We start from the raw sequence: 24,730 nt of genomic DNA, 5'->3' as shown, positions 1-24,730 counted from the left end.
TACTTAGCCCGGTGTTTACAAACAACAAACACCGCAATTTTACTTTTATATTTGTTTGTTTTGTGCTGTAATAAGTTACCTAAATCTTTCTGCTTATTTGTATTTAGGCAGGCTTACCCGCAGCATTATGCAAAACAGGCTGTAAAAAACCACACAAAGACATTAATGATGTATTGATCACCAAAGTAGTTTTCTTCATAGTAATTTTTAGATTTATTGGTAAAAAAATTAAGTCTCAAATTTATAAAATTATAATACATGGTTAACACTGTATTAAAATTTAACAAAAAATTCAGCACTTTAAAGGCCTTGCGATATTATATAAATTTAAAGGAGCTATTTTTTTGTAAATTTGCAAAAGGTCTTTTTTAAATTAAGAATATGCTGGAAAAAGAAACGATATCTTTTGAAAAAACGGTAATTGCCGGTGTAATAACGCAGGAGCAGAGTGAGGAAAAACTAAAAGAATATCTGGATGAACTGGAGTTTTTAACGTTTACTGCAGGAGGGGAGGTGGTAAAAAGATTCTCCCAAAAAATGGAGCGCCCTAACCCCAAGACCTATTTGGGAACAGGTAAAATAGACGAAATACATCATTATATTAAAGAACACGGCATTAAAACCATCATTTTTGATGATGAGTTGTCGCCTTCCCAATCTAAAAATATAGGTAAAATACTGGATATTAAAGTGCTTGACAGGACTAACCTTATCCTTGACATTTTTGCGCAGCGTGCCGAAACATCATATGCAAGAACACAGGTAGAACTGGCGCAATGTATTTATCTGTTACCAAGGCTTTCGGGTATGTGGACGCACCTTGAACGCCAGCGTGGTGGTATTGGTATGCGTGGTCCCGGTGAAACGGAGATTGAAACGGACAGGCGTATTGTGCGCGACCGTATTGCCCTGCTTCGTGAAAAAATTAAGACCATAGACCGCCAAATGGGTGTGCAGCGCAGCAACCGTGGCGCTATGGTTCGTGTAGCTCTTGTAGGCTATACTAATGTGGGCAAGAGTACACTCATGAATGTTATTAGCAAAAGTGAAGTATTTGTAGAGAACAAGCTTTTTGCAACACTAGATACTACTGTAAGAAAAGTGGTTATTAAAAATCTGCCATTCCTGTTGTCTGATACGGTTGGGTTTATACGCAAGCTGCCAACACAGCTAATCGACTCTTTTAAAAGTACGCTTGATGAAGTGCGCGAAGCTGATTTGCTGTTGCATGTGGTAGATATATCGCATCCTGAATTTGAAGACCATATAGAATCGGTAAATCAAATATTACAGGATATTAAAAGCAACGACAAGCCTACCATAATGGTGTTCAATAAAATAGACGCCTACAAACCCCAGGTTATAGCCGAGGACGACCTGATGACAGAGAAGACGACTAAACACTATTCGCTTGAGGAGTGGAAAGCTACCTGGATGGGCAATGTGGGCGAAAAGAATGCCCTTTTTATATCGGCTACCAACAAAGAGAATTTTGAAGAATTCAGGGAGAAAGTTTATGAGGCTGTAAGGGCTATACATATTAGCCGTTTTCCTTATAATAACTTCCTTTATCCGGATTATAAAGAAAACTTTGCAGAGGAGAAAGAATAACAAAAAACCGGCTTTAATAGGCCGGTTTTTTGTTGGTTTACTCAGGAACACAGATATCATGGATTTTCATAGATTCGAATGTAGCCTATAGAAGATGATCGGCATAAATCAGCGATGCGAAATACCTGCATCATCCGCGTTTCATTTACAGGAGGATGACGCACTTTTATATGTGCGTTAAATACTGGAAATCGCACTCTAAAAGCAAGAAAAATTTTACGAAAAAGATAATTTTTATTGAATTCACTTAGGAACGCGGATAAAAAAATCGCAACCAATTTACTGATTGCGATTAAGTTATTTCTAAAAAATTTATACGGTTTTTTTAGTCCTTCATAATTTTATGTGTGCTCTTACCTGTATTTGTAGTAACGGTTGCAAAATATACACCCGAAGCAAGTTGTTCCATATTAATGTTGTTAGTATTGGCCGCGCTCAGCACTATTCGTCCATTAAAATCAGTAACAGCTATTTCTTTTACAGCTTCAGCAGTTGCAATATTAAGGGTTTTGCTTACAGGGTTAGGATAAACACTAATTTGTTTTGCATTAATTGTGGGAGTGCCTGCAACATCTCCATAAACAAGTTTACCTAATGTTATATTATAAAGATTATTGCCTTGCCTTACATAATTAATATCTCCGTATGTAAGAGAAGGGATTTGCATGTGTGCGCCTGTATAAATAGTGTTATCGCCATGCGCCTTAACATCAATGGCGTTGTTAGTATTTACAGGTCCGGTGGTAATACCCCACTGCGCAATTCCTTCGGCATTGTAAAGTACAACAAACTGCGTTCCTTCTGTTGCAGATGACGTAAGGGTAACATCTGCACCAAATGTTGCTGTACCAAAAAGGGTTCCCCCTACTATTAAATTGCCCTGCGCATCAAAATCGCCGCTCTGTATCTCGTTAAAATTCCCGGGCAAAGAGGTCTTAACCCAGATATTCTGTCCCTCTGGCGAGTACTTAGATATAAAATACCTTGACCCCGATGGCGATACGGTAAGCTGTTCGCTGCCAAAATTTACGGTACCGCAATAGTTGCCCAAGAGGTATATGTTATCATCTGCATCAACCGCTATATCTGAAGCACTGTTTGCACAAGAACTGTTACCGGTTAACATTCCCCATTGTGTGTTACCTTCAGCATTTATTTTTACAAGATAAAAAGCTCCCGAATAAGTATTGTTAAGCATAACATTATCAAACGTCATAGTTGTGTTTGTCCTGCCCGTTAAAAGGAGATTGCCCTGGTGATCTACCTGGAGCTGACTAAGGGTGCTGCGACGTGTATAATCATCCGGGCCATAATAGGTTTTATGCCACACAACATTACCATCGGTATCTAATTTTGCAAGGTATTCATTGTCTGATGTCTGGTTTACCATAGTAAATGAAGTGCCATCAAAGCTAAACGGGTTCCTTGAAGTTACCTGAAAATAAATATTTCCATTTTCATCTACCTTAATCGAATCGGGGAAGGAAAAAGAAGCAGTCTTTAACCACAACATTACCCCTGCTGTGTTAAACTTAGCGATGAAAGTGCCCCGACCGGCATACTGCTGCCCGGCTATTGTCATACCGTTAGTATAGCTTCCCAGTAAATATACATTTCCATCGGCATCAGCCTCCAGCCTCCACAGGGTGTTGCTACCCGCTCCGGTTATCTGACTGGCCCATTGAAACTGACCATCAGCATTAAATTTTATAAAAAAAGAGTCGTCGCTGGACGGGCTTGTATTATAAAACTGGTAGTCGTTATTAATAACATCCGACGTAAAGGTTGACAGCGTATAAACATTGCCCTGCGCGTCAACAGAGAGTACATGATCTGGGTTTCCATAAGATGCTTCTACTCCGGTTACCCACTCCCAATGAGGATTCTGGGCAAATAGAGAGGTAAAAACAACACAAAGTAAGGTGGTGTAAAGTTTTTTCATTGTTGAATTATTTTAAATTCTGCAAATATATAAAACCCTTGCAACAGACCTTTAACATTTACCAATATAAAACACCTCTTTTTTAACAAAATGATTTTGGAGAAATATTCCAATATTTAAGCACATGGACCGTACACTTTTCTACATGCGAATCCCGTCTCTACTATTTTTTAATTGCTTTGCTGATGATATTTTAATTACTAAAACCCATAGTTGGCAGCTACACCAAACACCTGCCTAACCTGAAAGCCTTTATAGGCATTATCATCATATATGGTTTGGAACATCAGGTTGGTGGTAAGGTAACGGTTTATTTTCATTACAATGTTCAGCTGATAGTCTATATCTACATTTTGAGGATCTTCAAGGTAGTTAGAGTACAGGTTCAGTATATTCTCAAAAGTAACATTGGCAATCACATCAAGCTTGTAATATACAGATGCATTAAAACCAAGCTCATAGCGCATCCAGTCACCTTCTTTAACCCCAAAATAAGCTTCATCCGGCAAAGTATATTTACTGTCTACAAAAGTAAATTTAGAAGCTACAGGCGATAGGTTTATTTTAAAATTATCATCGCGCTTATACAACATACCCAAACCTGCATAGAGATAGGCAGGAGAAAGGAAGTTGGTATATTCATCTCTTACTTCAGCTCCGTTCTCGTCTTTAGAATACTGGTAACCTTTTGTAAATTGCGTTTTAAAGTTTACGAACGCCGAATAGAACCACCTGTCTGAAGCTTTTTTGCCCAATACAGAGTTTATCTCTAAACGGTCGTCGGTTTTTTTGGCAAACGAACTGGTTTTGGTCTTTACAATACCGTAGGATGCTATAAGCTTATTATCCCACGTCCAGTCATTTTTTTTATAATTGATATCGTAGTTTAAACCCACATTTCCGGAAATGTTGTTCTCTCCACCTGCAAGCCAGTTGTCAAAAGTAGACTGGTTAAAAAGTAAAGAGGCATTCCCTTTTTTTGTCCACGGACCTATGGTGTCGTTATCGGCTTTTGCAGCGTCGGCATCTTTATTGTCTTGTGCTTTAACTATAAAAGCACTGCTAAGGCATAAAAGGAGCAGTAATTTCTTCATCATAACTATGGGGTTTCTTACAAATATAAATATTGAAGCCGTAAACAGACCTAAATATTACGTTAAAACCTACTTTTTCTTATACAACGGTACCGATGAACAAGCCTCGCCAAACATAATGCTTTTGGCAAACGGGAGTAGTTTTTGTGTTGCCAGCGTATAAGCCTGCTGCGGCACCGGCTTGCGGGAGCAGCCTTTTATAATAACAGGTTTATCAGTATATGGGGTGTAGTCAAGGCTGTCTAAAATTTCCTGATAGATAAGAACATTCAGTTCATCTACAGTACCTTCAACTACCTTTTTTGCCACACCGTTAAGGCTTATGGTTACAAGCATATAGGCCCATGCAGGAACAATAGCATCTGTACTGCAGTGCAGCGCTACATACTTGCCGCTGTATTGTTGCCAATCGTGGTTTTTAAGCGACTCACGGAAATCTTTTTCGCGAAGCACAAAACCTTCCCACAGCCATTGCGATATATCGAGGGCGACACGGCCGCCCTCAGGATAATAATCTTCAAGATCAAAAACCTGAAGTGCGCTGTTAGCCACACGGTTTACTATTTCAAATTCTTCTGTTGCCATTTTATGGTATCGGGTGTTAGGGGTTGGATATTGGGATTAAGCGGTTTGATGTATTTGGGATTATTCGTAAAACACCCAAAACCAAACACCTAAAAACCAAGACCGTAGTGTCTAAAACTCTATTAAAGCATTCCAAGCTCCAGTTTGGCTTCTTCGCTCATAAGGTCGCGCGTCCATGGCGGGTCGAAAGTAATTTCAACCTCTGCTTCGCTTACGCCTTCAATTTTCTTAATTTTTTCTTCAACTTCCAACGGAAGGCTTTCAGCCACCGGGCAGTTGGGCGATGTAAGTGTCATCAATATTTTAACTTCGTTATCGGTATTAACCATTACATCATACACCAATCCAAGTTCATATATATCTACAGGTATTTCAGGGTCGTAAATGGTTTTAAGCACCTTTACGATCTCTTCACCCAGCTGTGCAGTATCAATTTCTTGTTCCATAACTATTTAATTTTTGGCGCTAAAGGCCAGTGCATACATTTTAATTTGTTTTATCATGCTTACCAATCCGTTGGCGCGTGTGGGAGACAAATGCTCTTTCAGCCCTATCTCATCTACAAAATCAGTATTTGCCTCAAGTATCGCTTCAGGCTTTTGATTAGAAAAAACACGAATCATTATGGCAATTAGCCCTTTGGTAAGTATGGCATCGCTATCGGCAGTAAAAACTATGTTGCCATCCTTTTGGTCGGCATGCAACCACACTTTGCTTTGGCAGCCTTTAATAATATTATTTTCGGTTTTATACTGTTCGTCTATAAGTGGCAGAGACTTGCCCAGGTCTATAACATACTGGTAGCGTTCATCCCACTCATCAAACATTGCAAACTCATCTATAATCTCTTCCTGTATTTCCTGTATCTTCATAATTATTGCGGCTCATTAAGGCCCGAAAATTTTATAATTGCATCTACCAAAGGCTTAACTTCTGCAGGTGGGTTGCCGTGGTCAAAAGTATTGGTTTGATAGATAACATCGTCAACTGTAATGGTCACCATTGCTACCAATGCACCATCATACTGGTGTTTAACGCTCGGGGCTTCTATAGATGATAAAGTGCCCGGATCTTTAATGGTTTTATAAGCGTCATATAATGTTTTCCATTCATCGGCGGTAAGTTTCCTGCTCACTGCGTCTTTATTATCCCTGTCTTTAATGGTAACAATGTTATAAGACGATACTATAACTTTTTTGTATGCACCACGTGTTAATGCAGTGTACTCAAACAATACATTTTCGGTTTGCTTTTGCAGCGATACTTCGGGCTCTTTAGCCTTTTTAGTTGATGTACACCCTGCCATTACAGCAAGAAGCACCAGTAATATTAGAATTATTTTTTTCATTTTCAGTGTCCTCACTCCCAGACCCTCTCCACCCGAGGCTTTAGCCGAACTGGCGTAGCAAAAGAGAGGGGAGCAGCTACACACTGCTAAGGAGTCGTTATAAAATTACAAATATTTTTTAACCCAACATGCGCTGTGCTTTAAGCACAGCCGTTACAAGGGCATCTATTTCTTCTTTGGTATTGTAAAATGCAAATGATGCACGAATGGTGCCCGGAATGCAAAAGGCATCCATTATGGGCTGGGTACAATGATGACCCGTACGCACGGCAATGCCCATTTTGTCTACGATAGCCCCAACGTCATACGGGTGTATTCCGTTAAGGTTAAACGATATTACCGATGTTTTTTTCGCAGCCGTGCCCACCAGCGTAAGTCCGTCTATTTCGCTGAGTTTTTGCGTGCCATATTCTAACAGTTCGTGTTCATAAGCCTCTATGTTTGCAAGGCCAACATTGTTTAAATAGTCTACTGCTGTGCCTAATACAATACCACCTTCTATATGTGGCGTGCCTGCTTCAAATTTATGCGGCAGGTCGGCATAGGTGGTTTTGGCAAACGTAACCTCTTTTATCATCTCGCCACCACCCTGATAAGGCGGTAGTTTGTTTAGCCATTCTTCTTTACCATACAATATTCCGGTGCCGGTAGGGCCACACATTTTGTGTCCGCTAAAGGCATAAAAATCGCAGTCTAAAGCCTGTACATCTATGGTTAGGTGCGGTGCTGCCTGTGCACCGTCTATAAATACGGCTGCACCTGCGGCATGTGCTTTATCTATAATGTGCTTTATAGGGTTTATGGTGCCCAGTGCATTGCTTATATGGTTAACAGATACCAGTTTAGTTTTTTCAGAAAGGAGCTTTTCAAATTCTTCAATTATAAGCTCTCCCTTATCGTTCATAGGTATAACGGTAAGGTTTGCTCCAGTACGCTCGCACAGCATTTGCCATGGCACTATGTTGCTGTGGTGTTCCAGTGCGCTAACCATAATTTCGTCGCCCGGCTTTACAAACTTACCAAAACCACTTGCCACAAGGTTAATGCCGTGGGTAGTTCCGCTGGTAAAAAGCACTTCAAACGAATGCTTTGCATTAATGTGCTTTTGTATTTTTTGACGCGAAACCTCATAAGCATCGGTTGCCAGCTGGCTTAACGTGTGCACCCCGCGGTGAATATTGGCGTTTATGGTATTATAATACTCACTAATGGCATCGATAACCACTTTTGGCTTTTGAGATGTTGCCGCATTATCAAAATAAACCAACGGTTTGCCGTTAACGGTTTGGTCGAGTATAGGGAAATCTGCCCTTATGGCCTGTATATCTAACATTTGTATTGTTGCTGTGTTACTAATTGTACTTTGCATAAAGTGTACCATTAAGAAATGCAAAGGTACGCCCTATTTTTTTAAAACGGCTTTTTTAACGGTGCGATTTGTGTAAACGCCTGGCTTTGTAATATATGCAGTGCTTTCTTCTAAAAAGGCCAAAGAAACAACCCGGCATAAAACCTATAATGCTAACTTTGTGCAAATGCCACTATGGCAGCCCGTTATTAAAATGATAGGAGAAGACGTTTTACTTGCTTTTGATGCACGCATTATATCGTTAAAAAAGGGGGAAACTCTTTTTTATGAAGGCGATACTGCGCGCTATTTTTATCAGGTAAAGGTGGGTGAAATTAAAATGAACAATTTTAACGACGAAGGCAAAGAGTTTATTCAGAGCATTTTTACAGCAGGCAACAGTTTTGGCGAGCCACCCTTGTTTATAAATAAACCTTATCCGGCTAATGCGGTTGCCATTACCGATACTCAGGTATATGCCCTTGCCAAAGAGGTGTTTTTTGAGCTGCTTTTGCAAAATCCACAGGTGCATTTAAGCATTACCGAAAACCTAGCACAAAGACTGTACTTTAAATCGGTAATGGCATCTGAGATATCTTCTCAGGAACCTGAACACCGCATACTCAAACTTATTGACTATTTTAAAGAAAATGTAAACAGGCTCAAACCATCGGATAAATATAAAGTAGAACTAACACGCCAGCAAATTGCCGACCTGACAGGCCTGCGGGTCGAAACCGTGATAAGGAGCATTAAAGCACTCGAAAAGAAAGGCCTGCTTATTATTGAAGACCGCAAAGTGTACAGATAAAAATAAGCTAATACTATTTTGAGTAAATTCAGTATTGTTTAATTTTCTTGCAGATTTGCAAAGTTTTATCCTGATTGGTATTCCGGAAAGGCGACTGTAAGTCGCAAAATTCTGCGACTTACAGTCGCCTGGATATAACTATTTACGCATCTCCTACTTTGCGCCTCTGCGCCTTTGCGAGAAAATATTTTGGTCGATTAAAATTTTATAAAAAAGCACAGATTTTTTGATTTTATGATTAGGGTCATAAAGCCCAGGCTTATTGCTAACCTACCTTTGATGGTATAATTATAAAGCATTTAGTCATGAGCACTTATCAAAAATATCAGGAAAGTTACAAACGTGGTCTTATAGGTTTTGCAACCCTTAGCATACTTGGGCAAAGCTGCCTGGGGTCTTTTGCAGCCATGTTTATATTAATGGGCGGAACCAGCCCATTGCAAATGGTACAGTTGTTTTTTGTAACCATATTTTGTATGATCTATAACGGAGCGGTTTTATCTCAGCAAAAAGCAAACGTTTCGTTTACAATACTAACAATTAGCGTTCTAACGAGCCTTCTGTTTATTGCGCTAAACTTTAATGTACTTTTTTAAATCAAACAAAAGGATTTATCTGTTTTTTGCTCTCATAAAAAAACCTCTCATTGTTGTAATGAGAGGTTTTTAAAACAGGCAAAATAGATAAGAAAACCTGTTTTTAAAAAGAACTATGTATAATTGGCGCTAAAAAGTTTTATTTGGTTTTTTTAGCCGGGTCAGCTTTTTTTGCTTCAGCTTTGTCTTCTTTTACGGTAGCTTCGCTTTTAGTCACTGTTGTAGGTTGGGCAGTTGTTGCCTGAGTTGTTGTAGTGGTCGTAGCACTTGTGGCAGCAGGAGTAGCCTCTTTTTTAACTTCGGTTGTTTTTGTAGTTGTTTGTGTTGGTGCCGGAGTAGTAGTTTTAGTTTCCTGTGCAGCTGCTAAAAATCCTGTTAGCATAAGTGCGCTTAAAAGTAACTTTTTCATTGTGTATAGGTTTAAGATTTTCAATTAATTTCTATACCAATTTAAAAGACAACTTTAATGCCCTGTTTTTGAACTTGCTGCAAAATGATTTGATTTCAGTCTTTAAATATTCTGTATATCAGTGTTTTATTATTTTGATTAGGGTAGGAGCTATTTAATTCTGCGCTGTAGAAACCTATTACGTTTTGTAGAAACCTGTAGATTTTTGCTGTAGAAATCTTTTTCCGGCATGCCATAAAAAAACCGGCACAACGACCGGGAAATGTAACGGCAGTGAAAACCGTAATTATTTAATGCTGTCTTTTTTATAAATTGTTATGGTGTCGTTTTTAACGGCAACCGTATCTTTAGGGGCTGTATATTGTTGTACAGTTTTGGCGTGGGCTTTTTCTTCACGCTTTTTTTTCCTGCGCACTTTTCGGGTTTCGGTAATTGTTGTAGTAGTCGAAGCCTTACCAAGGTTTCTTACGTCCGGTTTAAGCGATTCTGTTTTTGGGGTTATAGTGTCCGGCACAGTAGGTACAGGCGAGGTTTGCGCTGCAGCCGTTATGCTTATAAGCACGAACAGGCTAAAAAATAATGTTTTCATAATGGCAACTTTTATAGTTACATACAAAGTTGCCGCCATTAGAAATTAACTGCCAGCTATTTAACGCTACGTATAGATAAAATACTGTTATTATTTCATGGCATTTAGCCTTATGCTGGCTTTTACAAGTGCCAGAGCCCTTATTCTGCCAATTTCAATATCATTATCCTGATGGAAAGTATTTTCGCTAACAAGCTTTACATGTCCTTGTTTATCAGACCTGTGAATGTATTTTACCGAGATGTATTCATCTCCACCCATGTCAATACCAATAAGATACATTTCTCCCCAAAAAATGCCGTTATTAATGTCTTCAATAATTTTATAGAGCACTATATCGCCACTTTTAAGCAACGGATACATACTGTCTCCCTTTACATAAACGGCACCATCGCATTTGGGCAGGTGCGGAATTGAAATATAATCTACAGGCTGCAAATTTTTTACATTGCCAAATAAAGGCACAAGCCCAGCAAAGGCTTCAAGATCATACAGCGGTATTTGTTGGGTCTCTACAGGTTTGTCGGTCTTTAGATTAAAAGTTTGTAGGGTAGGAGTGTCTTTCGCTCCTAATAGCATAGTTCCCTGACCTGTTAAAAGCCAGTGCGGATTAAGGTCGGGGTAAAGTGCCATTATTTTTTCCAACACATTACTGCCTATGCTCTTGCCTTCCTTAACAGCTTTACTGATACTGCCACGGCTTGCCCCAAGGCTGTTCTCGAAAGCATAATAGCTAATGCCCTTTGCCTCTATATATTCGCCTACACGTAAAGAAACCATAGTATTATTAGATTTAATTTTGCAATAGTAAGAAAATAATCTTTTATGCTGCTACTGATCTATCTATCTAAACGCGAAATTTATGGCGTATCTAAAAAATAAAAGCCGCTCTTTGCAGAACGGCTCTTAAAAATATAACCTGATAATTATAAAGAAGCCACTAGATCTCTCCACTCCTGTAGTTCAGGATTGCCCGGCTTGCGCTTGCCAAAAAACTGAACGATGATTTCGCCAAGTTCATTGAATACTTCAATGGCAGTAACATCGCCATCTTCTGTAGGTTTACGCACTACCCACACCTGAGCAATTTTGCTCATGTCAAGGTGCAGGTTAAAATCCGGATCCATAACATTAAACCAGTCGTTGTGCCACATGGTTTTGCGAACACGGCCAGTGTGTATTTGTATGTTGCCACGGTTGCCCACAAATATCATTATTGGCAGTTTACTCTCGGCTGCGCCTTCAAGCATTTTTACAACTACTTCCTTTTCTACTTTTTTAGCAAGGTGTTCGTTAGGAGCAAGACGAAGTGCCTGCGTACGGCTTACGCCAAATTTGCGCAGCATTCCAAAAAACTCATGGGTGTCTTTAAGACCCAACCATGCCGTTTGGAAAGCAGCAACATCAATTTCGCTATCCGGTTTCTCGTCAAGGTTTAAAGGCACTTCTGTAACTGTTTCTTCTGTACCCTGGTCTTCGGCTTTGTATTTTTCAACAAGAGCATCAAATGCAGCAGCATCGCTGTCCGGAGTTAAATATATTTTATGTATTGCAAGGCCGTCTTTACCAAAAAACTGAAGGCTTTTGCGGTCGCCATGCTCGCTTTTTTCTGCTACGGCATAGGCTTTAGCCCAATGGCCAATAAATATACGAAGGTCTATATCTTCGTTTACAAACAGTCCTGCATGCGGGTTGCTAAAGTCCGGGTTAAGATAAACACCTTTGCGCTCGTGTACACACTCTTCGTTGCGGGTTAGCGCCATAACTTTGCCCAGACTCTCTATTTCGCTAAGAATAGCGGTGAACTCCGGTTTAAGTCGCGTAACCGTTTCGCCTGTTTGTGTGGCTAAAAGTTCTGCCTCGCTAACGCCAAGTTTATCGGCAGCATTGCGAATCCTTAAATGCGGGTTCTCGGCTTTAAGCGCATCCCACTGTTGTTTCAGGGTGTTGGTAATCGTACTCATATTTCGATATAAATTAAGTTCCAAAAATAATTAAAGGATTATTATTTACCGGATTAGGGCAAATAGTGCAGGGAAAATTATATACCCTGCTAATGGTTTCTTTAGTAAATACTTTGTCGGGAACATCGTGTGCCACGATCTTTCCTTTTTTTAACAGCATTATCCTGTCGGCAAACTGTGCCGCAAGGTTAAGGTCGTGCAGCACCATAATGGCAGCATTGCCTTTCTCAGTAAAATTTTTAATGGTGTGCAATATGCGGTGCTGGTGCAGCACATCGAGGTTGTTTAAAGGCTCGTCTAAAAAAACCATTTTGTTCTCAACATCGTTGTCTAATTGTGCCAGTACGCGCGCCAAGTGCACACGTTGTTTTTCGCCACCGCTAAGCGAGTTATAGGCGCGGTCTGCAAGCGCAGCAACATCGGTTTCAGCCATGGCCTTTAGCACAACATCTTCGTCTTTTTTTTGTGGTATCGACGAAAAATAAGGGTAACGCCCCATCATGGCTACATCTTTTGCACTAAGCGGAATATCCGGGCTGTTGCTTTGAGAAAATTTTGCCTTGCTGTGTGCCAGTTCTTTATCGCCCCACTCTTTAAAAGCTTTCTTTTTTAAATAAATGGGCTGTTCATGTTTTGCCAGTTCGTTTGCCAAAACACTAAGCAGTGTGCTTTTTCCGGCACCGTTGGGTCCTAAAATAACCAGCAGTTCGCCATAATTTACAGATACGTTTATACCTTCCAGTATGCTGAATTTGCGGTGCGAGTAAGATATGTTTTGCGCTTCTAACATGGCGTTACATGGTATTGCGGTTGCGAATTAGTATTGTAATAAAAATGGGCGCGCCCATAAAGGCAGTAAGCACACCAATGGGTATTTCGCTTGGCGGTGCTATGGTTCTGCTAATGGTGTCTGCCACTAACAGCAAAATACTGCCATATACTGCACTAAGCGGCAGTATATAATGATAGTTTGACTTAAATATAAGCCTCAGTATATAAGGCACAATAAGCCCCATAAATGTTATGGTTCCGGCAAAGGCAACACTTGTGCCCACCATTAGCGCTGTTAACAGTATTATTTGTTTTTTTACACGCTCTACCGGAATACCAAGGTGTTGTGCGTCGGTTTCGCCAAGCATCATGGCGTTCAAGGCTTTACCTTTGTTAATTATAAAAAAGAACGACACGGCAATTACCGTTGCTAAGATACCGTTTTTAATCCAAGTGGCACCACCAAGGCTGCCCATGTTCCAAAAGGTAAGGTCGCGCAGCTCTTCGTCTTTACTAAAATATATCAGCAAACCCATTACGGAAAAACCCATAGCTGTTATGGCAACACCGCTAAGGAGCATCATTACCACATTGGTGCGCCCGTTAATGGTGGATATCCGGTAAACGAGTATCATAGTTAATAATGCACCAATAAATGCCATAAAGCTTAAGAGCGAATAATGCAGCACCTGCGGTATGTAGGGTTTTATAAAAGACCCTAAAACTATTGTTATAGCGGCAAATAACGATGACCCTGCGGTTATGCCTATCAAATCGGGTGTGGCAAGCGGGTTGCGGAACATTCCCTGCAGGCACGTGCCCGAAACTGCAAGTGCGCTTCCTATCAGGATGCCCATAACAATGCGGGGCAGGCGCAGGTCTAACAACACAAAGCGTTCGGCGGCACCTATACTGCCGTCGTTATTAATAATGCCTTTAAAGACATCGATAATTGAATGTTTTTCAAACTCATATACCCCCATATACAGCGATATTACTGCCAGCACAGCCAGCAGTAATACACTAAAGAAGATATAAACCGGTAACCTGTTTTGCATTATTTGCTCAGCAGGCCATTAAGTTGTGTAGCAGCTTCGCCAACACGTGGACCAAAGCCCGACAGCAAGCCGCCGTCCATAGCTATAATTTTTTTGTTTTTACCTGCGTTTGTTTTATCTACACCAGGAATTTTAAGAACACCATCTATACCGCCAAGACTTTCAAGACCTGAGTCAAACATCAATATTACATCAGGATTTCCTTTAATAAGAGCTTCCGGAGTTAAAGGTTTAAAATCTGCAAAGTCAGTAACGGCATTTTTACCACCTGCAAGCTCAATGGTTTTTTCAACCGGGGTGCCTGTACCGCTAACCATTAGCATGTTTGCACCACGTGCATAGATAAATAATACTTTTGGAGCAGTTGCAATTGGCTTAACGTTTTTAAGGTCGGCATCTATTTTAGAAGTAAGTGCTGAATAATCTTTATGTTCAAGCACGCCTGCTACATCAGCAATAAGTTTTTTAGCACCATCCGGAGTAAATTCCTGTGTAAAGATCTCAGCCTTAACACCCGATTTTTTGATTTTTTCTACAAGTTCAGGGCTTAGTTCTTTATCTGTACCTACAATAAGCGTTGGGTTTAGCGCCATAATGCCTTCTATAGATATTGTACGTACATGCCCAAGATCTTTAGCAGTGGCTTTTACACTTTCAGGATAAGTGCTCGTAACGTCTACACCAACAAGTTCTTTTTCGTGGCCAAGGGCTGCAATAACTTCGGTTACGGCACCGTTAAGCGATACAATTTTGTGGGTTGCGGCAGGTGCTGCCAGGGTGTCTTTGGTTTCGACAGTTGTAGTTTCTGTAGTGGTTTCTTTTTTACATGAAATGGCCGATAATACTACAAAAGTAAGGGCAAGTAATGTGTTTATTTTTTTCATTAGAAATTGGTTGTTGTTTGTAATCAATCTAAATAATGGCAAAGCTATTCATTTTATTTAGAACCGAAAAAAATAAGATGATAAAAAATGGTCAATTAACAGTTGGGAGTAGCTAAAGGTAATGAGAACCGTAATTCTGTAATAAAAAAAAGCAGCACTTTTAAGTGCTGCTCAGTGGCTAATGTATGTTTTTAAACCGGGTATTAGTTGGTTTTCATATAAACGTTATCTTCTTTGTTTACATCGGCCATAGTCTCGGTAGGATCTATAACTAGAACTTTGATAGCCGACTTTGGTTTGTTCAGCACAAACTCATAAGTAGGGTGTGCCCAGTCCCAATCTTTAAGAACGTTTCTTTTAAGCGACGGATAAGGATTATCTTTAACATAATGCATCATCGTTAACGGAATATAAAAGCTTTCCTGTGTTCCGTCGTCATAAACTACAATAAGGTCTAAAGGCATTGGCATGCGTCCTATGCGTTCTAAAGTAACTTTTGTTGTGTTACCTTCTTCTTTAAGTTCTTTAATGCTATAATCAATTGTATTGGTGGTTTGGCACCAGTCGATCAAATACCAGTCCAGCTCGGCACCACTCACTTTTTCGGCTGTACGCTTAATATCATTTGGTGTTGGGTGTGTAAACTTATAATCGGCATAATAGCGTTTAAGAGTTTCATTCAGCTTTTGCTGACCTATAACATATCCCAGTTGCGAAAGGAATATTTCTCCCTTACTATAAGCCGAAATGCTGTATAGCATGTTTTGGTCATAACGGTCGGCATGGGTTGTAAGCGGCTGCTCTTTGCCTGTTTTAACCATATAAAAATAATTGTCATAAGCTCCTTTAAACGGACTTTCCGGCTGTTCGCCCTCTTTTACTTTTGCAGGCAGTACGGTTTCCATAGCAAGGTCGCTAATATAGCTGGTAAACCCTTCGTCCATCCACTCGTGTTTACTCTCGTTGCTTGCCAAAATGTGCTGAAACCATGAGTGGGCAAACTCGTGTGCCGTAACGCCAACAAGACTTCCGTAGCTGCGGTTGCCTGTAATAAGCGTACACATTGCATATTCCATACCACCATCGCCACCCTGCACCACGCTGTATTGCTTGTATGGATACTGGCCAACGTTTTTGTTATAGAACTCTAACAGTTCGGCCGTTTTAGGCTGCATTTTTTTCCAGTTCTCTTTAAACTCCGGATTGTTCTTGTAAAAAAAGTGAAGCTCTACATTGTTGGCTCCCATTATTTTATCATGAATATACTCAGGATCGGCCCCCCAGGCAAAGTCATGCACGTTTGGAGCAACAAAATGCCATGTAAGGGTTTTGGCCTTTTTAGGGGTGTTTACTTTTACACCTTCATCTTCATAGCCTTTACCAATTTCGTTTTTGTTTTCAAGGTATCCGCTGCCTCCAATGGTATAGCTTTTATCTATAGTGATCTTAACATCAAAGTCGCCCCACACACCATGAAACTCACGGCCTATGTAAGGATCTGCATGCCAGCCCTCAAAATCATATTCGGCAATTTTCGGGTACCACTGTGTCATGCTCAGTGCCACGCCCTCTTCGCTGTTGCGACCGCTGCGACGCACCTGTAAAGGTACCTGAGCATCAAAATCGAGTGTAAATGTGGTCGACTTACCGGGCAATAAAGGCTTGACAAGATCTACCACCAGTACCGTTTCTTTTGTAGTGGCTTTGGCAGTTGCTCCATCCTGCTTAAAGTTGGTTATGTTTAAATATCCCTGCTCATTTGGTTTAAGGGTAGATATACGGCTTTCTTTAACGGTATTATTGCCCGATTTAAAGCTTTTAACCATGCGTTTATCCGGGTCGCTAATGGCCTGAAGGCGTGCATCCATCTCACTGTTGGGCTGAAACGCATTATTGTATAAATGGTAATACACACGGCGAAGCGTATCAGGAGAATTGTTGGTGTACACCAGCTCCTGTTTACCTGTATATTTAAAGGTTTTAACGTCCATTGCCACGTCCATTTTATAATCAACGTGCTGTTGCCAGTAACCCGCATTGGGATTTTTTTGCGCAAAAAGGCCGGATGCCGATAGTAGCGCCAGTGCGATAAATGTTCTCATGGGTTAAAAATAAAAAAAAGTCTTAAAGTTGAAAAGTCTTAAAGTCGAAAGTTTGGTAGTTTTTCACGACTTGTCATCGCGAGGCACGAAGCGATCTGTTTTTTAAAATGATATGACAAGATTGTCTTGACCTTAAAATTACTGTTGTGTGTTCTTCAAAACCGGATGAAAGGGTAACAATGCTTATAGATCGTTTTGTGTCTCGCGATGACATGCCCTGAAAAATTAAAGAAAACAAAAACCCCTAACTACATCAGTAATTAGGGGTTTTAAGTATTTAAAAGCTATAACTTATTACTGCCTTGACATTTTATCGGCAAGGATAATAGCATTGTACGCGTTTACTATTTTACCTGAACGAGACACGTCTGAGAATGAACGCGTAGTGTTAGGGTCTCCGCCAAGAACTACATCAAATGTAACAGGAAGACCAGACTCCATAATGATCTGTTTTACCTGAGCAGCCTTAAGTTTAGGATAGTAAGCACGGATAAGTGCTGCTACACCTGCTGCATTAGGCGATGCCATAGACGTTCCCTGCAGGAATGAATAAGTGTCGTTAGGTGTTGTTGCATAAATGCGAACACCCGGAGAGAATACGTCTACTTTTGTTTTACCGTAGTTAGAAAAATCGGCAACCAGCTCAGCATCATAGTTGTAGCTTATAGCACCAATGGTAAGCACGTTGTTAGTATATTCTGTAAGTGTGTTTTTGTCGTCGTTAGGATAACGCTCAGATTTGTCTGCGTCAAGGTCTGTACCTTCGTTACCGGCAGCAAATACAACAAGTACGTCTTTTTCGCCTGCATATTTAAGGGCATCATAAACCCAGTCGCTGTGTGTAGAGTAGTATTTACCAAAACTACCGTTGATTACTTTAGCACCATTGTCTACAGCATAACGAATAGCCATTGCCACATCTTTGTCATACTCGTCACCATCCGGCACGGCACGCACACACATAATTTCTACATGTTCTGTAGCAACACCATCGCCACCAAGGTTGTTGCCCCTGCCTTGAGCAATAATACCGGCAACGTGTGTTCCGTGTTTGGCACCTTCTTTTTCAGGTCCAATTACGTTGTTGTTACCATAGCTTTTTTTGCTAAAGTCGTCTGGGTTATCGTTTAATACCTTACGGCCGTCAAACTCTTTGTTAAGGTGGTATTTAAGCTGGCTGTCGTAATGGTCTACACCGCCTTTTATCTGGTCCATAAGCTCTTTGCGCGATACATTGCTAAGTATCTGTACAAAACGGCCACGAATGGCGTTAAGCATTTGGTCATCAGTTTTAAGAGCTTCAAGATCGGCAGCAGTATAATCCTGTTTGCCTGTTTTTTCCTGGAACGATTTATCGGCTTTCAATATAAAATCCATCTGTTGCTTTCCGGCTTTTGCCTGCGCAATTTCAGAGTCATATTCTGCTAAAGCTTTTTTGTAGGTTTCGCTGCCGTCATCTCCTTTTTTAAGGATGCGCACAAACTCCATATTTTCGTGTTCTATATCGCCAAGAAAGTTCCAGCCGTGCACGTCGTCTATATAACCGTTGTTATCGTCGTCTATGCCGTTGCCTGCAATTTCTTTAGGGTTGTTCCATATTACCCCCTGTAAGTCAGGGTGCTCAATATCTACACCACTGTCTATTACGCCTACAAGAACTTTAGTGCTTTTGCGGTCTTTTAGAAGTTCATAAACGCGGTCTACGCTCATTCCCGGAATAGTATCTTTTAAAAGGTCAAGGTCGCTCCAGCGTTTTTCCTGAACTTCTGTAAGTTCGGCTTTTTTAGCAGTTATTGGGGTTGTAATAGCCAAAGGCTCTGCTGTTATCTTTTTTGCGCCGCAGCTTGCAAGGAACAAAGCCAATGCAGCAGAAAGGTAAATGGATTTAAATTTCATTAGTTAATTAAATTACTTTTTGTAGAAAATTAGTCTAAAGTATGTTCTATTTGTTACACAAATGTACACATTAACATTACATTAATATATCATTCGCTTTAAAAACTTCTTTTAGCCGCACTCCTTTTTCGGTATGTTGAAGGGTAATTATCTCGTGGTGCGCATCGTGTCCTAAAAAGATGTAATGACCATTATCGGCAGCGTTGTTTAAAAACCGGGCTTTTTCTTCAATAGTTATAAGCGGACGTGTATCATAGCCCATTACATACGGCAGCGGAATATGCCCTGTAGTTGGCAGCATATCTGCCGCAAAAATTATGGTTTTGCCTTTATATTCTATTTGCGGAAGCATTTGTTTTTCGGTATGCCCATCGGCAAAAATAATCCCAAACCCAAGTTCACTTTTTTCCAGGAAATCAGCTTCAGGGCGGTTTACAAATTTTAACTGGCCGCTTTCCTGCATAGGCAAAATATTTTCAGATAAAAAAGATGCCTTTTCTCTCGCATTGGGTTTTGTTGCCCATTGCCAATGATTATCATTGGTCCAGAAGTGTGCGTTTTTAAAAGCAGGTTCATAGCCTGTATGGTCTTTATTCCACTGTATGGCACCACCCACGTGGTCAAAATGCAGGTGTGTTAAAAAAACATCAGTAACATCATCGCGATTAAAACCGTGCTCTGCCAGCGATTTATCTATGTTGTGGTCTCCCCAAAGAGAATAGTATCCAAAAAACTTATCGCCCTGTTTGTTGCCCATACCTGTGTCTATAAGTATAAGACGATTGCCATCTTCAACCAACAGGCAGCGTGCGGCCATATCTATTAGGTTATTGCTGTCGGCGGGGTTGGTTTTGTTCCAAATGGTTTTGGGCACTACGCCAAACATTGCACCGCCATCCAGCTTAAAGTTGCCGCTTTCTACAGAGTATAATTTCATTTTTATTAAATTTTCAATGTAATAATATGCTAATGTAGCAATTAATTCAATTCTTTAATATAAAAATCAATCAATCTGTAAATTAATGCAGAGCAATAATTGGGGTATTGGTAAACTTAAGAATTGCTACACTAATTGATTAAATTTTGGTAATAACCAACTCTACACGGCGATCATATTCAGTGCCTTTGCCTAACGATTTGGTGTTGCCATAACCCTTATAGGTCATGCGTTTGGCCTCTATTTTTTTAGTAAGGAAAAATTTGTATACCGTTTTAGCACGGTTTATGCTCAATTCTCTTTTCTTGGTGCCTTTATCTATGGCCTCTTTTTGGAAAGTAGGTGTGCAGCATATGTGCCCCTGTATTTCAAAATTAAGATTTTTGTGTTTTTTAAGCAGCTTGGCTATTTTTTCGAGTTCCAGGCGCGATTTACCCGTTAGCTGGCTGCTGCCGCGTTCAAAAAGTATATTTTCCAAATACACCCTGTCGCCCACAATCAGGTCGCCTTTAACTTTGTTGTACATGCCCGGTTCCATTTTTACAGGTGGGGCAGGCTTAAAGTTAACTACAACGTCTACACGGCGGTTTTTAGAACGGGCTTCGCTTTTGTTGTCTATATCTTCTTCCAGCAAAATGCGGCCTTTGCCTTCTATGGTAATAATGATCTTGTTTTTTACACCCTTTTTAGTAAGTGCGTCTCTAATGGTGCCTGCCCTGTTATTGCTGAGCTTGTAGTTGTATGCATCTTTGCCACGATCATCAGTATAACCATAAATTTGTATGGTTTCTATGCGTGTGGTATCTATTGCTTTTACAAACGCTACTAAATTATCTCCCTGTTTACTGTCGAGGTTGTATTTGTCGAATTCAAAATAAACCGAAAAAACAGTTTCTTCCTGAGCCCACAGTGCAACAGGCATCATAAACAGCAAAATATAAAGCAGTCGTTTCATTTTTAAAATTTATATATGGGATTGATGGGGGTCATCTATCCTGTTCAGGTTAATATCTTCCGGCGGATGTATTACAATTGGGTACTGCTCTACCTTAACAGAACTGCTGTCGAGGCCAAAGGCACGTCCTTCACTAAGGCTCACCTTTTTAAGCAGGAAGTAAATATCTAAAATAATTCGTTCATACCAAGGCAATTCGTTGTCATAAGACATAAATTTTTCTATGAGTACAAATTTAAAGTCGCCAATAACGTTATTTCGGTTAAGCGATTCATATCGGCTGGTAATATCTACCTCTCCTTTTTTAACCATATCGCGCACTACCTGTTTAAACATAAGATTAATGCGGGGCTGTACCCTAAAGCCAAGATAAAAATCTACACGAATAACATCGTCCTTCATAATTTCCCTAACACGATAATCCATGCTGTAAGGTTCGTCTACCACATTTACATGCACAAACCAGTAAATATCGGCTCGTTTAGGCCTTTTTTGGAGAATGGAATATATAATTTTAGATTCTATTTCGTCTCCTAAATGGGCATTGGTCATATACACCAGGTGGGTTGCATATTTAGGTATCGAAGTATCGTTGCTAAGTTCGGCCAAAACATTTTTGTAATTTTCGATCTTAGTAAACTCAGTATATTCGCTGCGAATGCGTTTTGCAGTAAACCATACACCCATTATTATGGCCAATAGTCCGGCTATTATGAGCGATACATAGCCTCCGTGGTGAAACTTGCTCATGTTTGCCACAAGGAAAGAAAACTCTATGGCAAAGTAGACCGCTATAACACTAAGTATAAATATTGGGTTATAGCGTTTCATGACCATATAATAGCCCAAAAGGGTAGTGGTCATTATCATACACAATACAATGGCAAGACCATATGCCGCCTCCATATTGCCCGATTCTTCAAAGTGCAGTACTATAAACACGCAGCCCCAAAACAGCATCCAGTTTATAGACGGAATGTATATTTGCCCCCTTAGTTCGGTTGGGAATTTAATAGAAACTTTTGGCCACAGGTTAAGCCTCATGGCCTCGCTTATAAGGGTAAACGAACCGCTTATTAATGCCTGAGATGCAATTACTGCTGCAGCCGTTGCAATGGCTATACCAAACGGCAGGAACCAGTCCGGCATTAGCAGGTAGAACGGGTTGCCCGGCATGTCAGGATTTCCGCTAAGTGTAGTAAGTGTTTTGCCGCTGTGCTCTATTAAATAAACACCCTGCCCAAAATAGTTGAGCATAAGCATACTTTTTACAAATATCCAGCTTACACGAATATTGCTGCGCCCGCAATGCCCCATGTCGCTATATAACGCCTCGGCACCTGTGGTACATAAAAACACAAAGCCAAGCACATAAAAGCCGTCATGGTGTACACTCAATAAATGTATAGCATAGTATGGGTTAAGCGCCTTTAAAACAGTAATGTTGTGCAGCATAGGTATAATGCCCAGCACACCCAGCATGCCAAACCAAAGCAGCATCATAGGGCCAAAGAACTTGCCAATAAACGATGTGCCGAACCTTTGTATGGCAAAAAGGACGAATAAAATGCCTATTACAATAGGCACTGTATTTATGGTTGGGTTGTAAATTTTTAAACCTTCGATGGCAGATGATACCGAGATGGGTGGGGTAATAATACCGTCGGCAAGCAGGGCACTGCCGCCTATTATTGCCGGAAGTATAAGGCCTTTTTTCTTGAGCCTTTTTACAAGGGTATATAAAGAAAATATACCTCCCTCGCCCTTATTATCTGCCTGGAGCGTAAGGATTACATATTTAAATGTGGTTTGCAATGTAAGGGTCCAGAAGATGCAGGAGAGGGCGCCCAGCACTACTTCTTCTTCTATGGGCACAGTACCCATTATGGCTTTCATTACATAAAGGGGAGAAGTACCAATATCCCCATAGATAATACCAAGGGTTACCAGCAGGCCACCCATTGTTAACCTGTTCAGGTGTTTGTGACTTGTACTCACGTAGCAATAAATTAAAGAACAAATGTACAAGATTTTATATCAACCTCCATTGCTAATGCCTAATATTTAATGTGGTAACAATACAGGTGTTATTTTTACACTATTTTGCGATTTATGCTTCTTAACAATGTTTAGTTTAACAATTTGGTGGGTTTTGGGTTAATGATGAATAACCTACCATAGGCTTTTTAAAGCATGAATATTGTATTCATAGCCTAAAAATTAACAATTACAGCCAGCTAAGCAGCAATATGGCAGGAATAAAATAAATAACAATAGTACGGGCACCATCATAATCTTTAGCAAGGCGCTGGCCTAACAATAAGAAAAGAAGTGTTAGACATGATAGGATTCCTGAAAGGAACGCAAAATCAAGCCCGTCGTTTACAACAATCTGTACAATGCCTATAACCGAAAAAGCACCGCTTAAAACTTCAAGTATGAGTATTAGTAGCAGTGACTGCGGCACCATATTTTTTATAGGAGTATTGGCAAAATGGCTTTTTAGCCAGTTTATATTGCCTTTCCAGTCCATTATTTTGTCGTAACCCGACTGTATAAAAGTAATGGCAAAAAACAATAAAGTAATAATTACAACAGGTTGCATATTAGGTATCATAATATTATTTTTTATGGATTAATCGTGTAAGTTTTATAGACAGATCGGTTAAAATAATCTTGGCATTGCCATTGCGCTCTATATGATACAGGGCATCGCTAAGCTCTTTAAAAATATCGTGAATGTTGCTGCCGTTTACAAAAGGCGCAAAATTTTCGAGTTTAAATTTATCTACCGCAGGTTCCATGTACACAAGGTCTTTGGCGTTGTAGTTAATCAACAGTGCCTGACGGAACATTTCTATACAAAAGTTTAAAAACTGTTTTTGCGCCTCACGGCCTATTCCTGCAATCTGCTCACTCCATGCAATAAGGTCGTGTATGGCAGCAGCATTGCCTTTTGCCCTAAAGGCCGCGCGAACCCATTGTACAAACCACTCTTCAAAAGGCAGTTCGTCGTTGGTTTTGTGTAAAAGGTGCAGCGCACGGTTGTAGTTGCCCTGTGCCTGATGCGCCATTTTGCGTGCCGCATTGTCTACCATATTGTTACGGTTTACCAATGCATCGGCAATTACTTTTTCGGGCAGGGCATTAAAATGGAGTACCTGGCAACGGGATAATATAGTTTGCAAAATATCATCCTCGCTTTCGGCAATGAGCAGAAAAACCGTCTTTTGCGGCGGTTCCTCCAGTAGTTTCAGCAATTTGTTGGCTGTGGCAGTGTTCATCCTGTCGGCCATCCAGATAATCATTACCTTATATCCGCCCTCATAAGCCTTTAAAGAAAGCGATTTCACAATTTCGGTGGCTTCGTCTACACCAATCTGGCCCTGCTTGTTGGCAATATCTATTTTTTTGTACCAGTCAAAAAGGCTGCCGTAGGGTGTTTCCTGAACAAATTCGCGCCAGTGTTTTAAAAAGTTGGCACTCACGGGATGGCTTTTCACCTCGCTGTTTGCTGCTACCGGAAACACAAAGTGCAGATCGGGGTGCGACAGGCTGCGGAATTTTAGGTTGCAGGCATCGTTGCCTCCGGTGTTCTCGGCATTAACGTTGCTGCACAAAATATATTGGGCATAGGCAATAGCCATGGGCAAGGTGCCACAACCCTCGGGGCCTATAAACAGCTGGGCATGAGGTATGCGGCCGCTGCCTGCACTGGTGGCTAAATGGCTTTTAATGTGGTCCTGACCTAAAATTTCTGAGAAAAGCATAGGGCAAAGATAGTAAAGTTACTGAGTTGCGGGGTAACAAAGATGCTGAGTGCCTGTTGA

24 protein-coding genes are annotated in these 24,730 nt (G+C 40.5%); 3 read left to right on the top strand and 21 right to left on the bottom strand.

What is annotated here, in order from left to right; translation table 11 throughout:
* The first annotated feature begins 381 nt into the window (after positions 1 to 381).
* A complete protein-coding gene (gene hflX, locus GR160_RS09320; RefSeq protein ID WP_160749588.1) occupies positions 382 to 1,611 on the top strand; it encodes a GTPase HflX in 1,230 nt (409 codons plus the stop codon).
* Positions 1,612 to 1,936: 325 nt separating this feature from the next.
* Here hflX and GR160_RS09315 read toward each other — a convergent pair whose 3' ends face one another.
* The 7 genes from GR160_RS09315 to GR160_RS09285 form a co-directional block, all read right to left on the bottom strand.
* Entirely contained in the window at positions 1,937 to 3,553 is a 1,617-nt protein-coding gene (locus tag GR160_RS09315; RefSeq protein ID WP_160749587.1) for a T9SS type A sorting domain-containing protein, read from the bottom strand.
* Between the two features lie 200 nt (positions 3,554 to 3,753).
* Positions 3,754 to 4,650: a DUF3078 domain-containing protein gene (locus GR160_RS09310; RefSeq protein ID WP_160749586.1), complete on the bottom strand. Its 897-nt coding sequence runs from the start codon at positions 4,648 to 4,650 to the stop codon at positions 3,754 to 3,756.
* Positions 4,651 to 4,716: 66 nt separating this feature from the next.
* Positions 4,717 to 5,232: a DUF2480 family protein gene (locus tag GR160_RS09305; protein WP_160749585.1), complete on the bottom strand. Its 516-nt coding sequence runs from the start codon at positions 5,230 to 5,232 to the stop codon at positions 4,717 to 4,719.
* Positions 5,233 to 5,354: 122 nt separating this feature from the next.
* Positions 5,355 to 5,678: an SUF system Fe-S cluster assembly protein gene (locus GR160_RS09300; protein ID WP_160749584.1), complete on the bottom strand. Its 324-nt coding sequence runs from the start codon at positions 5,676 to 5,678 to the stop codon at positions 5,355 to 5,357.
* Between the two features lie 6 nt (positions 5,679 to 5,684).
* Positions 5,685 to 6,104, bottom strand: coding sequence for a SufE family protein (locus GR160_RS09295; RefSeq protein ID WP_160749583.1), 420 nt, complete (start codon positions 6,102 to 6,104; stop codon positions 5,685 to 5,687).
* A 2-nt stretch (positions 6,105 to 6,106) separates the two neighbouring features.
* Positions 6,107 to 6,580, bottom strand: coding sequence for a hypothetical protein (locus tag GR160_RS09290; protein WP_160749582.1), 474 nt, complete (start codon positions 6,578 to 6,580; stop codon positions 6,107 to 6,109).
* Positions 6,581 to 6,698: 118 nt separating this feature from the next.
* Positions 6,699 to 7,913: an aminotransferase class V-fold PLP-dependent enzyme gene (locus tag GR160_RS09285; RefSeq protein WP_160749613.1), complete on the bottom strand. Its 1,215-nt coding sequence runs from the start codon at positions 7,911 to 7,913 to the stop codon at positions 6,699 to 6,701.
* Between the two features lie 229 nt (positions 7,914 to 8,142).
* On the opposite strand from GR160_RS09285, the gene GR160_RS09280 reads away from it, so the two are divergent.
* Positions 8,143 to 8,739 carry a Crp/Fnr family transcriptional regulator gene (locus GR160_RS09280; protein ID WP_160749612.1) on the top strand — a complete coding sequence of 199 codons (597 nt, stop codon included), beginning with the start codon at positions 8,143 to 8,145 and terminating at the stop codon, positions 8,737 to 8,739.
* Between the two features lie 305 nt (positions 8,740 to 9,044).
* Positions 9,045 to 9,335 carry a hypothetical protein gene (locus tag GR160_RS09275; RefSeq protein ID WP_160749581.1) on the top strand — a complete coding sequence of 97 codons (291 nt, stop codon included), beginning with the start codon at positions 9,045 to 9,047 and terminating at the stop codon, positions 9,333 to 9,335.
* Between the two features lie 139 nt (positions 9,336 to 9,474).
* Here GR160_RS09275 and GR160_RS09270 read toward each other — a convergent pair whose 3' ends face one another.
* The 14 genes from GR160_RS09270 to GR160_RS09205 form a co-directional block, all read right to left on the bottom strand.
* A complete protein-coding gene (locus GR160_RS09270; protein WP_160749580.1) occupies positions 9,475 to 9,744 on the bottom strand; it encodes a hypothetical protein in 270 nt (89 codons plus the stop codon).
* Positions 9,745 to 10,030: 286 nt separating this feature from the next.
* Positions 10,031 to 10,333 (bottom strand): hypothetical protein, encoded by a 303-nt coding sequence (locus tag GR160_RS09265; RefSeq protein WP_160749579.1) that lies wholly within the window; start codon positions 10,331 to 10,333, stop codon positions 10,031 to 10,033.
* A gap of 90 nt (positions 10,334 to 10,423) precedes the next feature.
* Complete coding sequence (locus tag GR160_RS09260) at positions 10,424 to 11,113, bottom strand: helix-turn-helix transcriptional regulator (RefSeq protein WP_160749578.1); 690 nt, start codon at positions 11,111 to 11,113, stop codon at positions 10,424 to 10,426.
* 146 nt (positions 11,114 to 11,259) lie between these two features.
* Positions 11,260 to 12,297: a hemin-degrading factor gene (locus tag GR160_RS09255; RefSeq protein ID WP_160749577.1), complete on the bottom strand. Its 1,038-nt coding sequence runs from the start codon at positions 12,295 to 12,297 to the stop codon at positions 11,260 to 11,262.
* Between the two features lie 13 nt (positions 12,298 to 12,310).
* Positions 12,311 to 13,087 (bottom strand): heme ABC transporter ATP-binding protein, encoded by a 777-nt coding sequence (locus tag GR160_RS09250; RefSeq protein WP_160749576.1) that lies wholly within the window; start codon positions 13,085 to 13,087, stop codon positions 12,311 to 12,313.
* A gap of 4 nt (positions 13,088 to 13,091) precedes the next feature.
* Positions 13,092 to 14,126, bottom strand: coding sequence for an iron ABC transporter permease (locus GR160_RS09245; RefSeq protein WP_160749575.1), 1,035 nt, complete (start codon positions 14,124 to 14,126; stop codon positions 13,092 to 13,094).
* Complete coding sequence (locus tag GR160_RS09240; RefSeq protein WP_160749574.1) at positions 14,126 to 15,010, bottom strand: hemin ABC transporter substrate-binding protein; 885 nt, start codon at positions 15,008 to 15,010, stop codon at positions 14,126 to 14,128. The genes GR160_RS09245 and GR160_RS09240 overlap by 1 nt, the downstream gene beginning before the upstream one ends.
* 203 nt (positions 15,011 to 15,213) lie before the next feature.
* Positions 15,214 to 17,112, bottom strand: coding sequence for a M1 family metallopeptidase (locus GR160_RS09235; protein ID WP_160749573.1), 1,899 nt, complete (start codon positions 17,110 to 17,112; stop codon positions 15,214 to 15,216).
* A gap of 294 nt (positions 17,113 to 17,406) precedes the next feature.
* Positions 17,407 to 19,008 (bottom strand): S8 family peptidase, encoded by a 1,602-nt coding sequence (locus GR160_RS09230; RefSeq protein WP_160749572.1) that lies wholly within the window; start codon positions 19,006 to 19,008, stop codon positions 17,407 to 17,409.
* Positions 19,009 to 19,084: 76 nt separating this feature from the next.
* On the bottom strand, positions 19,085 to 19,945 hold the full coding sequence (locus GR160_RS09225; protein WP_160749571.1) for an MBL fold metallo-hydrolase: 861 nt from the start codon (positions 19,943 to 19,945) through the stop codon (positions 19,085 to 19,087).
* Between the two features lie 139 nt (positions 19,946 to 20,084).
* Positions 20,085 to 20,900, bottom strand: coding sequence for an OmpA family protein (locus GR160_RS09220; protein WP_160749570.1), 816 nt, complete (start codon positions 20,898 to 20,900; stop codon positions 20,085 to 20,087).
* A gap of 9 nt (positions 20,901 to 20,909) precedes the next feature.
* Positions 20,910 to 22,862, bottom strand: coding sequence for a KUP/HAK/KT family potassium transporter (locus GR160_RS09215; RefSeq protein ID WP_202390754.1), 1,953 nt, complete (start codon positions 22,860 to 22,862; stop codon positions 20,910 to 20,912).
* A gap of 265 nt (positions 22,863 to 23,127) precedes the next feature.
* On the bottom strand, positions 23,128 to 23,517 hold the full coding sequence (locus GR160_RS09210; RefSeq protein WP_160749568.1) for a DoxX family protein: 390 nt from the start codon (positions 23,515 to 23,517) through the stop codon (positions 23,128 to 23,130).
* Between the two features lie 4 nt (positions 23,518 to 23,521).
* Positions 23,522 to 24,670 (bottom strand): DNA polymerase III subunit delta', encoded by a 1,149-nt coding sequence (locus GR160_RS09205; protein WP_160749567.1) that lies wholly within the window; start codon positions 24,668 to 24,670, stop codon positions 23,522 to 23,524.
* Positions 24,671 to 24,730 lie beyond the last annotated feature (60 nt).

The organism is Flavobacterium sp. Sd200, assembly GCF_009826935.1.
Taxonomy (GTDB): domain Bacteria; phylum Bacteroidota; class Bacteroidia; order Flavobacteriales; family Flavobacteriaceae; genus Flavobacterium.
This window is presented reverse-complemented; position numbering and strand designations above follow the sequence as displayed.

Coding starts and splice junctions, on each gene's coding strand:
- GR160_RS09280 (WP_160749612.1), top strand. CDS start 8,143: ATGATAGGAGAAGACGTTTTACTTGCTTTTGATGCACGCATTATATCG.
- GR160_RS09275 (WP_160749581.1), top strand. CDS start 9,045: ATGAGCACTTATCAAAAATATCAGGAAAGTTACAAACGTGGTCTTATA.
- GR160_RS09235 (WP_160749573.1), bottom strand. CDS start 17,112: ATGAGAACATTTATCGCACTGGCGCTACTATCGGCATCCGGCCTTTTT.
- GR160_RS09210 (WP_160749568.1), bottom strand. CDS start 23,517: ATGATACCTAATATGCAACCTGTTGTAATTATTACTTTATTGTTTTTT.
- GR160_RS09270 (WP_160749580.1), bottom strand. CDS start 9,744: ATGAAAAAGTTACTTTTAAGCGCACTTATGCTAACAGGATTTTTAGCA.
- GR160_RS09250 (WP_160749576.1), bottom strand. CDS start 13,087: ATGTTAGAAGCGCAAAACATATCTTACTCGCACCGCAAATTCAGCATA.
- GR160_RS09205 (WP_160749567.1), bottom strand. CDS start 24,670: ATGCTTTTCTCAGAAATTTTAGGTCAGGACCACATTAAAAGCCATTTA.
- GR160_RS09220 (WP_160749570.1), bottom strand. CDS start 20,900: ATGAAACGACTGCTTTATATTTTGCTGTTTATGATGCCTGTTGCACTG.
- GR160_RS09230 (WP_160749572.1), bottom strand. CDS start 19,008: ATGAAATTTAAATCCATTTACCTTTCTGCTGCATTGGCTTTGTTCCTT.
- GR160_RS09265 (WP_160749579.1), bottom strand. CDS start 10,333: ATGAAAACATTATTTTTTAGCCTGTTCGTGCTTATAAGCATAACGGCT.
- GR160_RS09285 (WP_160749613.1), bottom strand. CDS start 7,913: ATGTTAGATATACAGGCCATAAGGGCAGATTTCCCTATACTCGACCAA.
- hflX (WP_160749588.1), top strand. CDS start 382: ATGCTGGAAAAAGAAACGATATCTTTTGAAAAAACGGTAATTGCCGGT.
- GR160_RS09215 (WP_202390754.1), bottom strand. CDS start 22,862: ATGGGTGGCCTGCTGGTAACCCTTGGTATTATCTATGGGGATATTGGT.
- GR160_RS09305 (WP_160749585.1), bottom strand. CDS start 5,232: ATGGCAACAGAAGAATTTGAAATAGTAAACCGTGTGGCTAACAGCGCA.
- GR160_RS09225 (WP_160749571.1), bottom strand. CDS start 19,945: ATGAAATTATACTCTGTAGAAAGCGGCAACTTTAAGCTGGATGGCGGT.
- GR160_RS09300 (WP_160749584.1), bottom strand. CDS start 5,678: ATGGAACAAGAAATTGATACTGCACAGCTGGGTGAAGAGATCGTAAAG.
- GR160_RS09245 (WP_160749575.1), bottom strand. CDS start 14,126: ATGCAAAACAGGTTACCGGTTTATATCTTCTTTAGTGTATTACTGCTG.
- GR160_RS09260 (WP_160749578.1), bottom strand. CDS start 11,113: ATGGTTTCTTTACGTGTAGGCGAATATATAGAGGCAAAGGGCATTAGC.
- GR160_RS09290 (WP_160749582.1), bottom strand. CDS start 6,580: ATGAAAAAAATAATTCTAATATTACTGGTGCTTCTTGCTGTAATGGCA.
- GR160_RS09255 (WP_160749577.1), bottom strand. CDS start 12,297: ATGAGTACGATTACCAACACCCTGAAACAACAGTGGGATGCGCTTAAA.
- GR160_RS09240 (WP_160749574.1), bottom strand. CDS start 15,010: ATGAAAAAAATAAACACATTACTTGCCCTTACTTTTGTAGTATTATCG.
- GR160_RS09310 (WP_160749586.1), bottom strand. CDS start 4,650: ATGATGAAGAAATTACTGCTCCTTTTATGCCTTAGCAGTGCTTTTATA.
- GR160_RS09295 (WP_160749583.1), bottom strand. CDS start 6,104: ATGAAGATACAGGAAATACAGGAAGAGATTATAGATGAGTTTGCAATG.
- GR160_RS09315 (WP_160749587.1), bottom strand. CDS start 3,553: ATGAAAAAACTTTACACCACCTTACTTTGTGTTGTTTTTACCTCTCTA.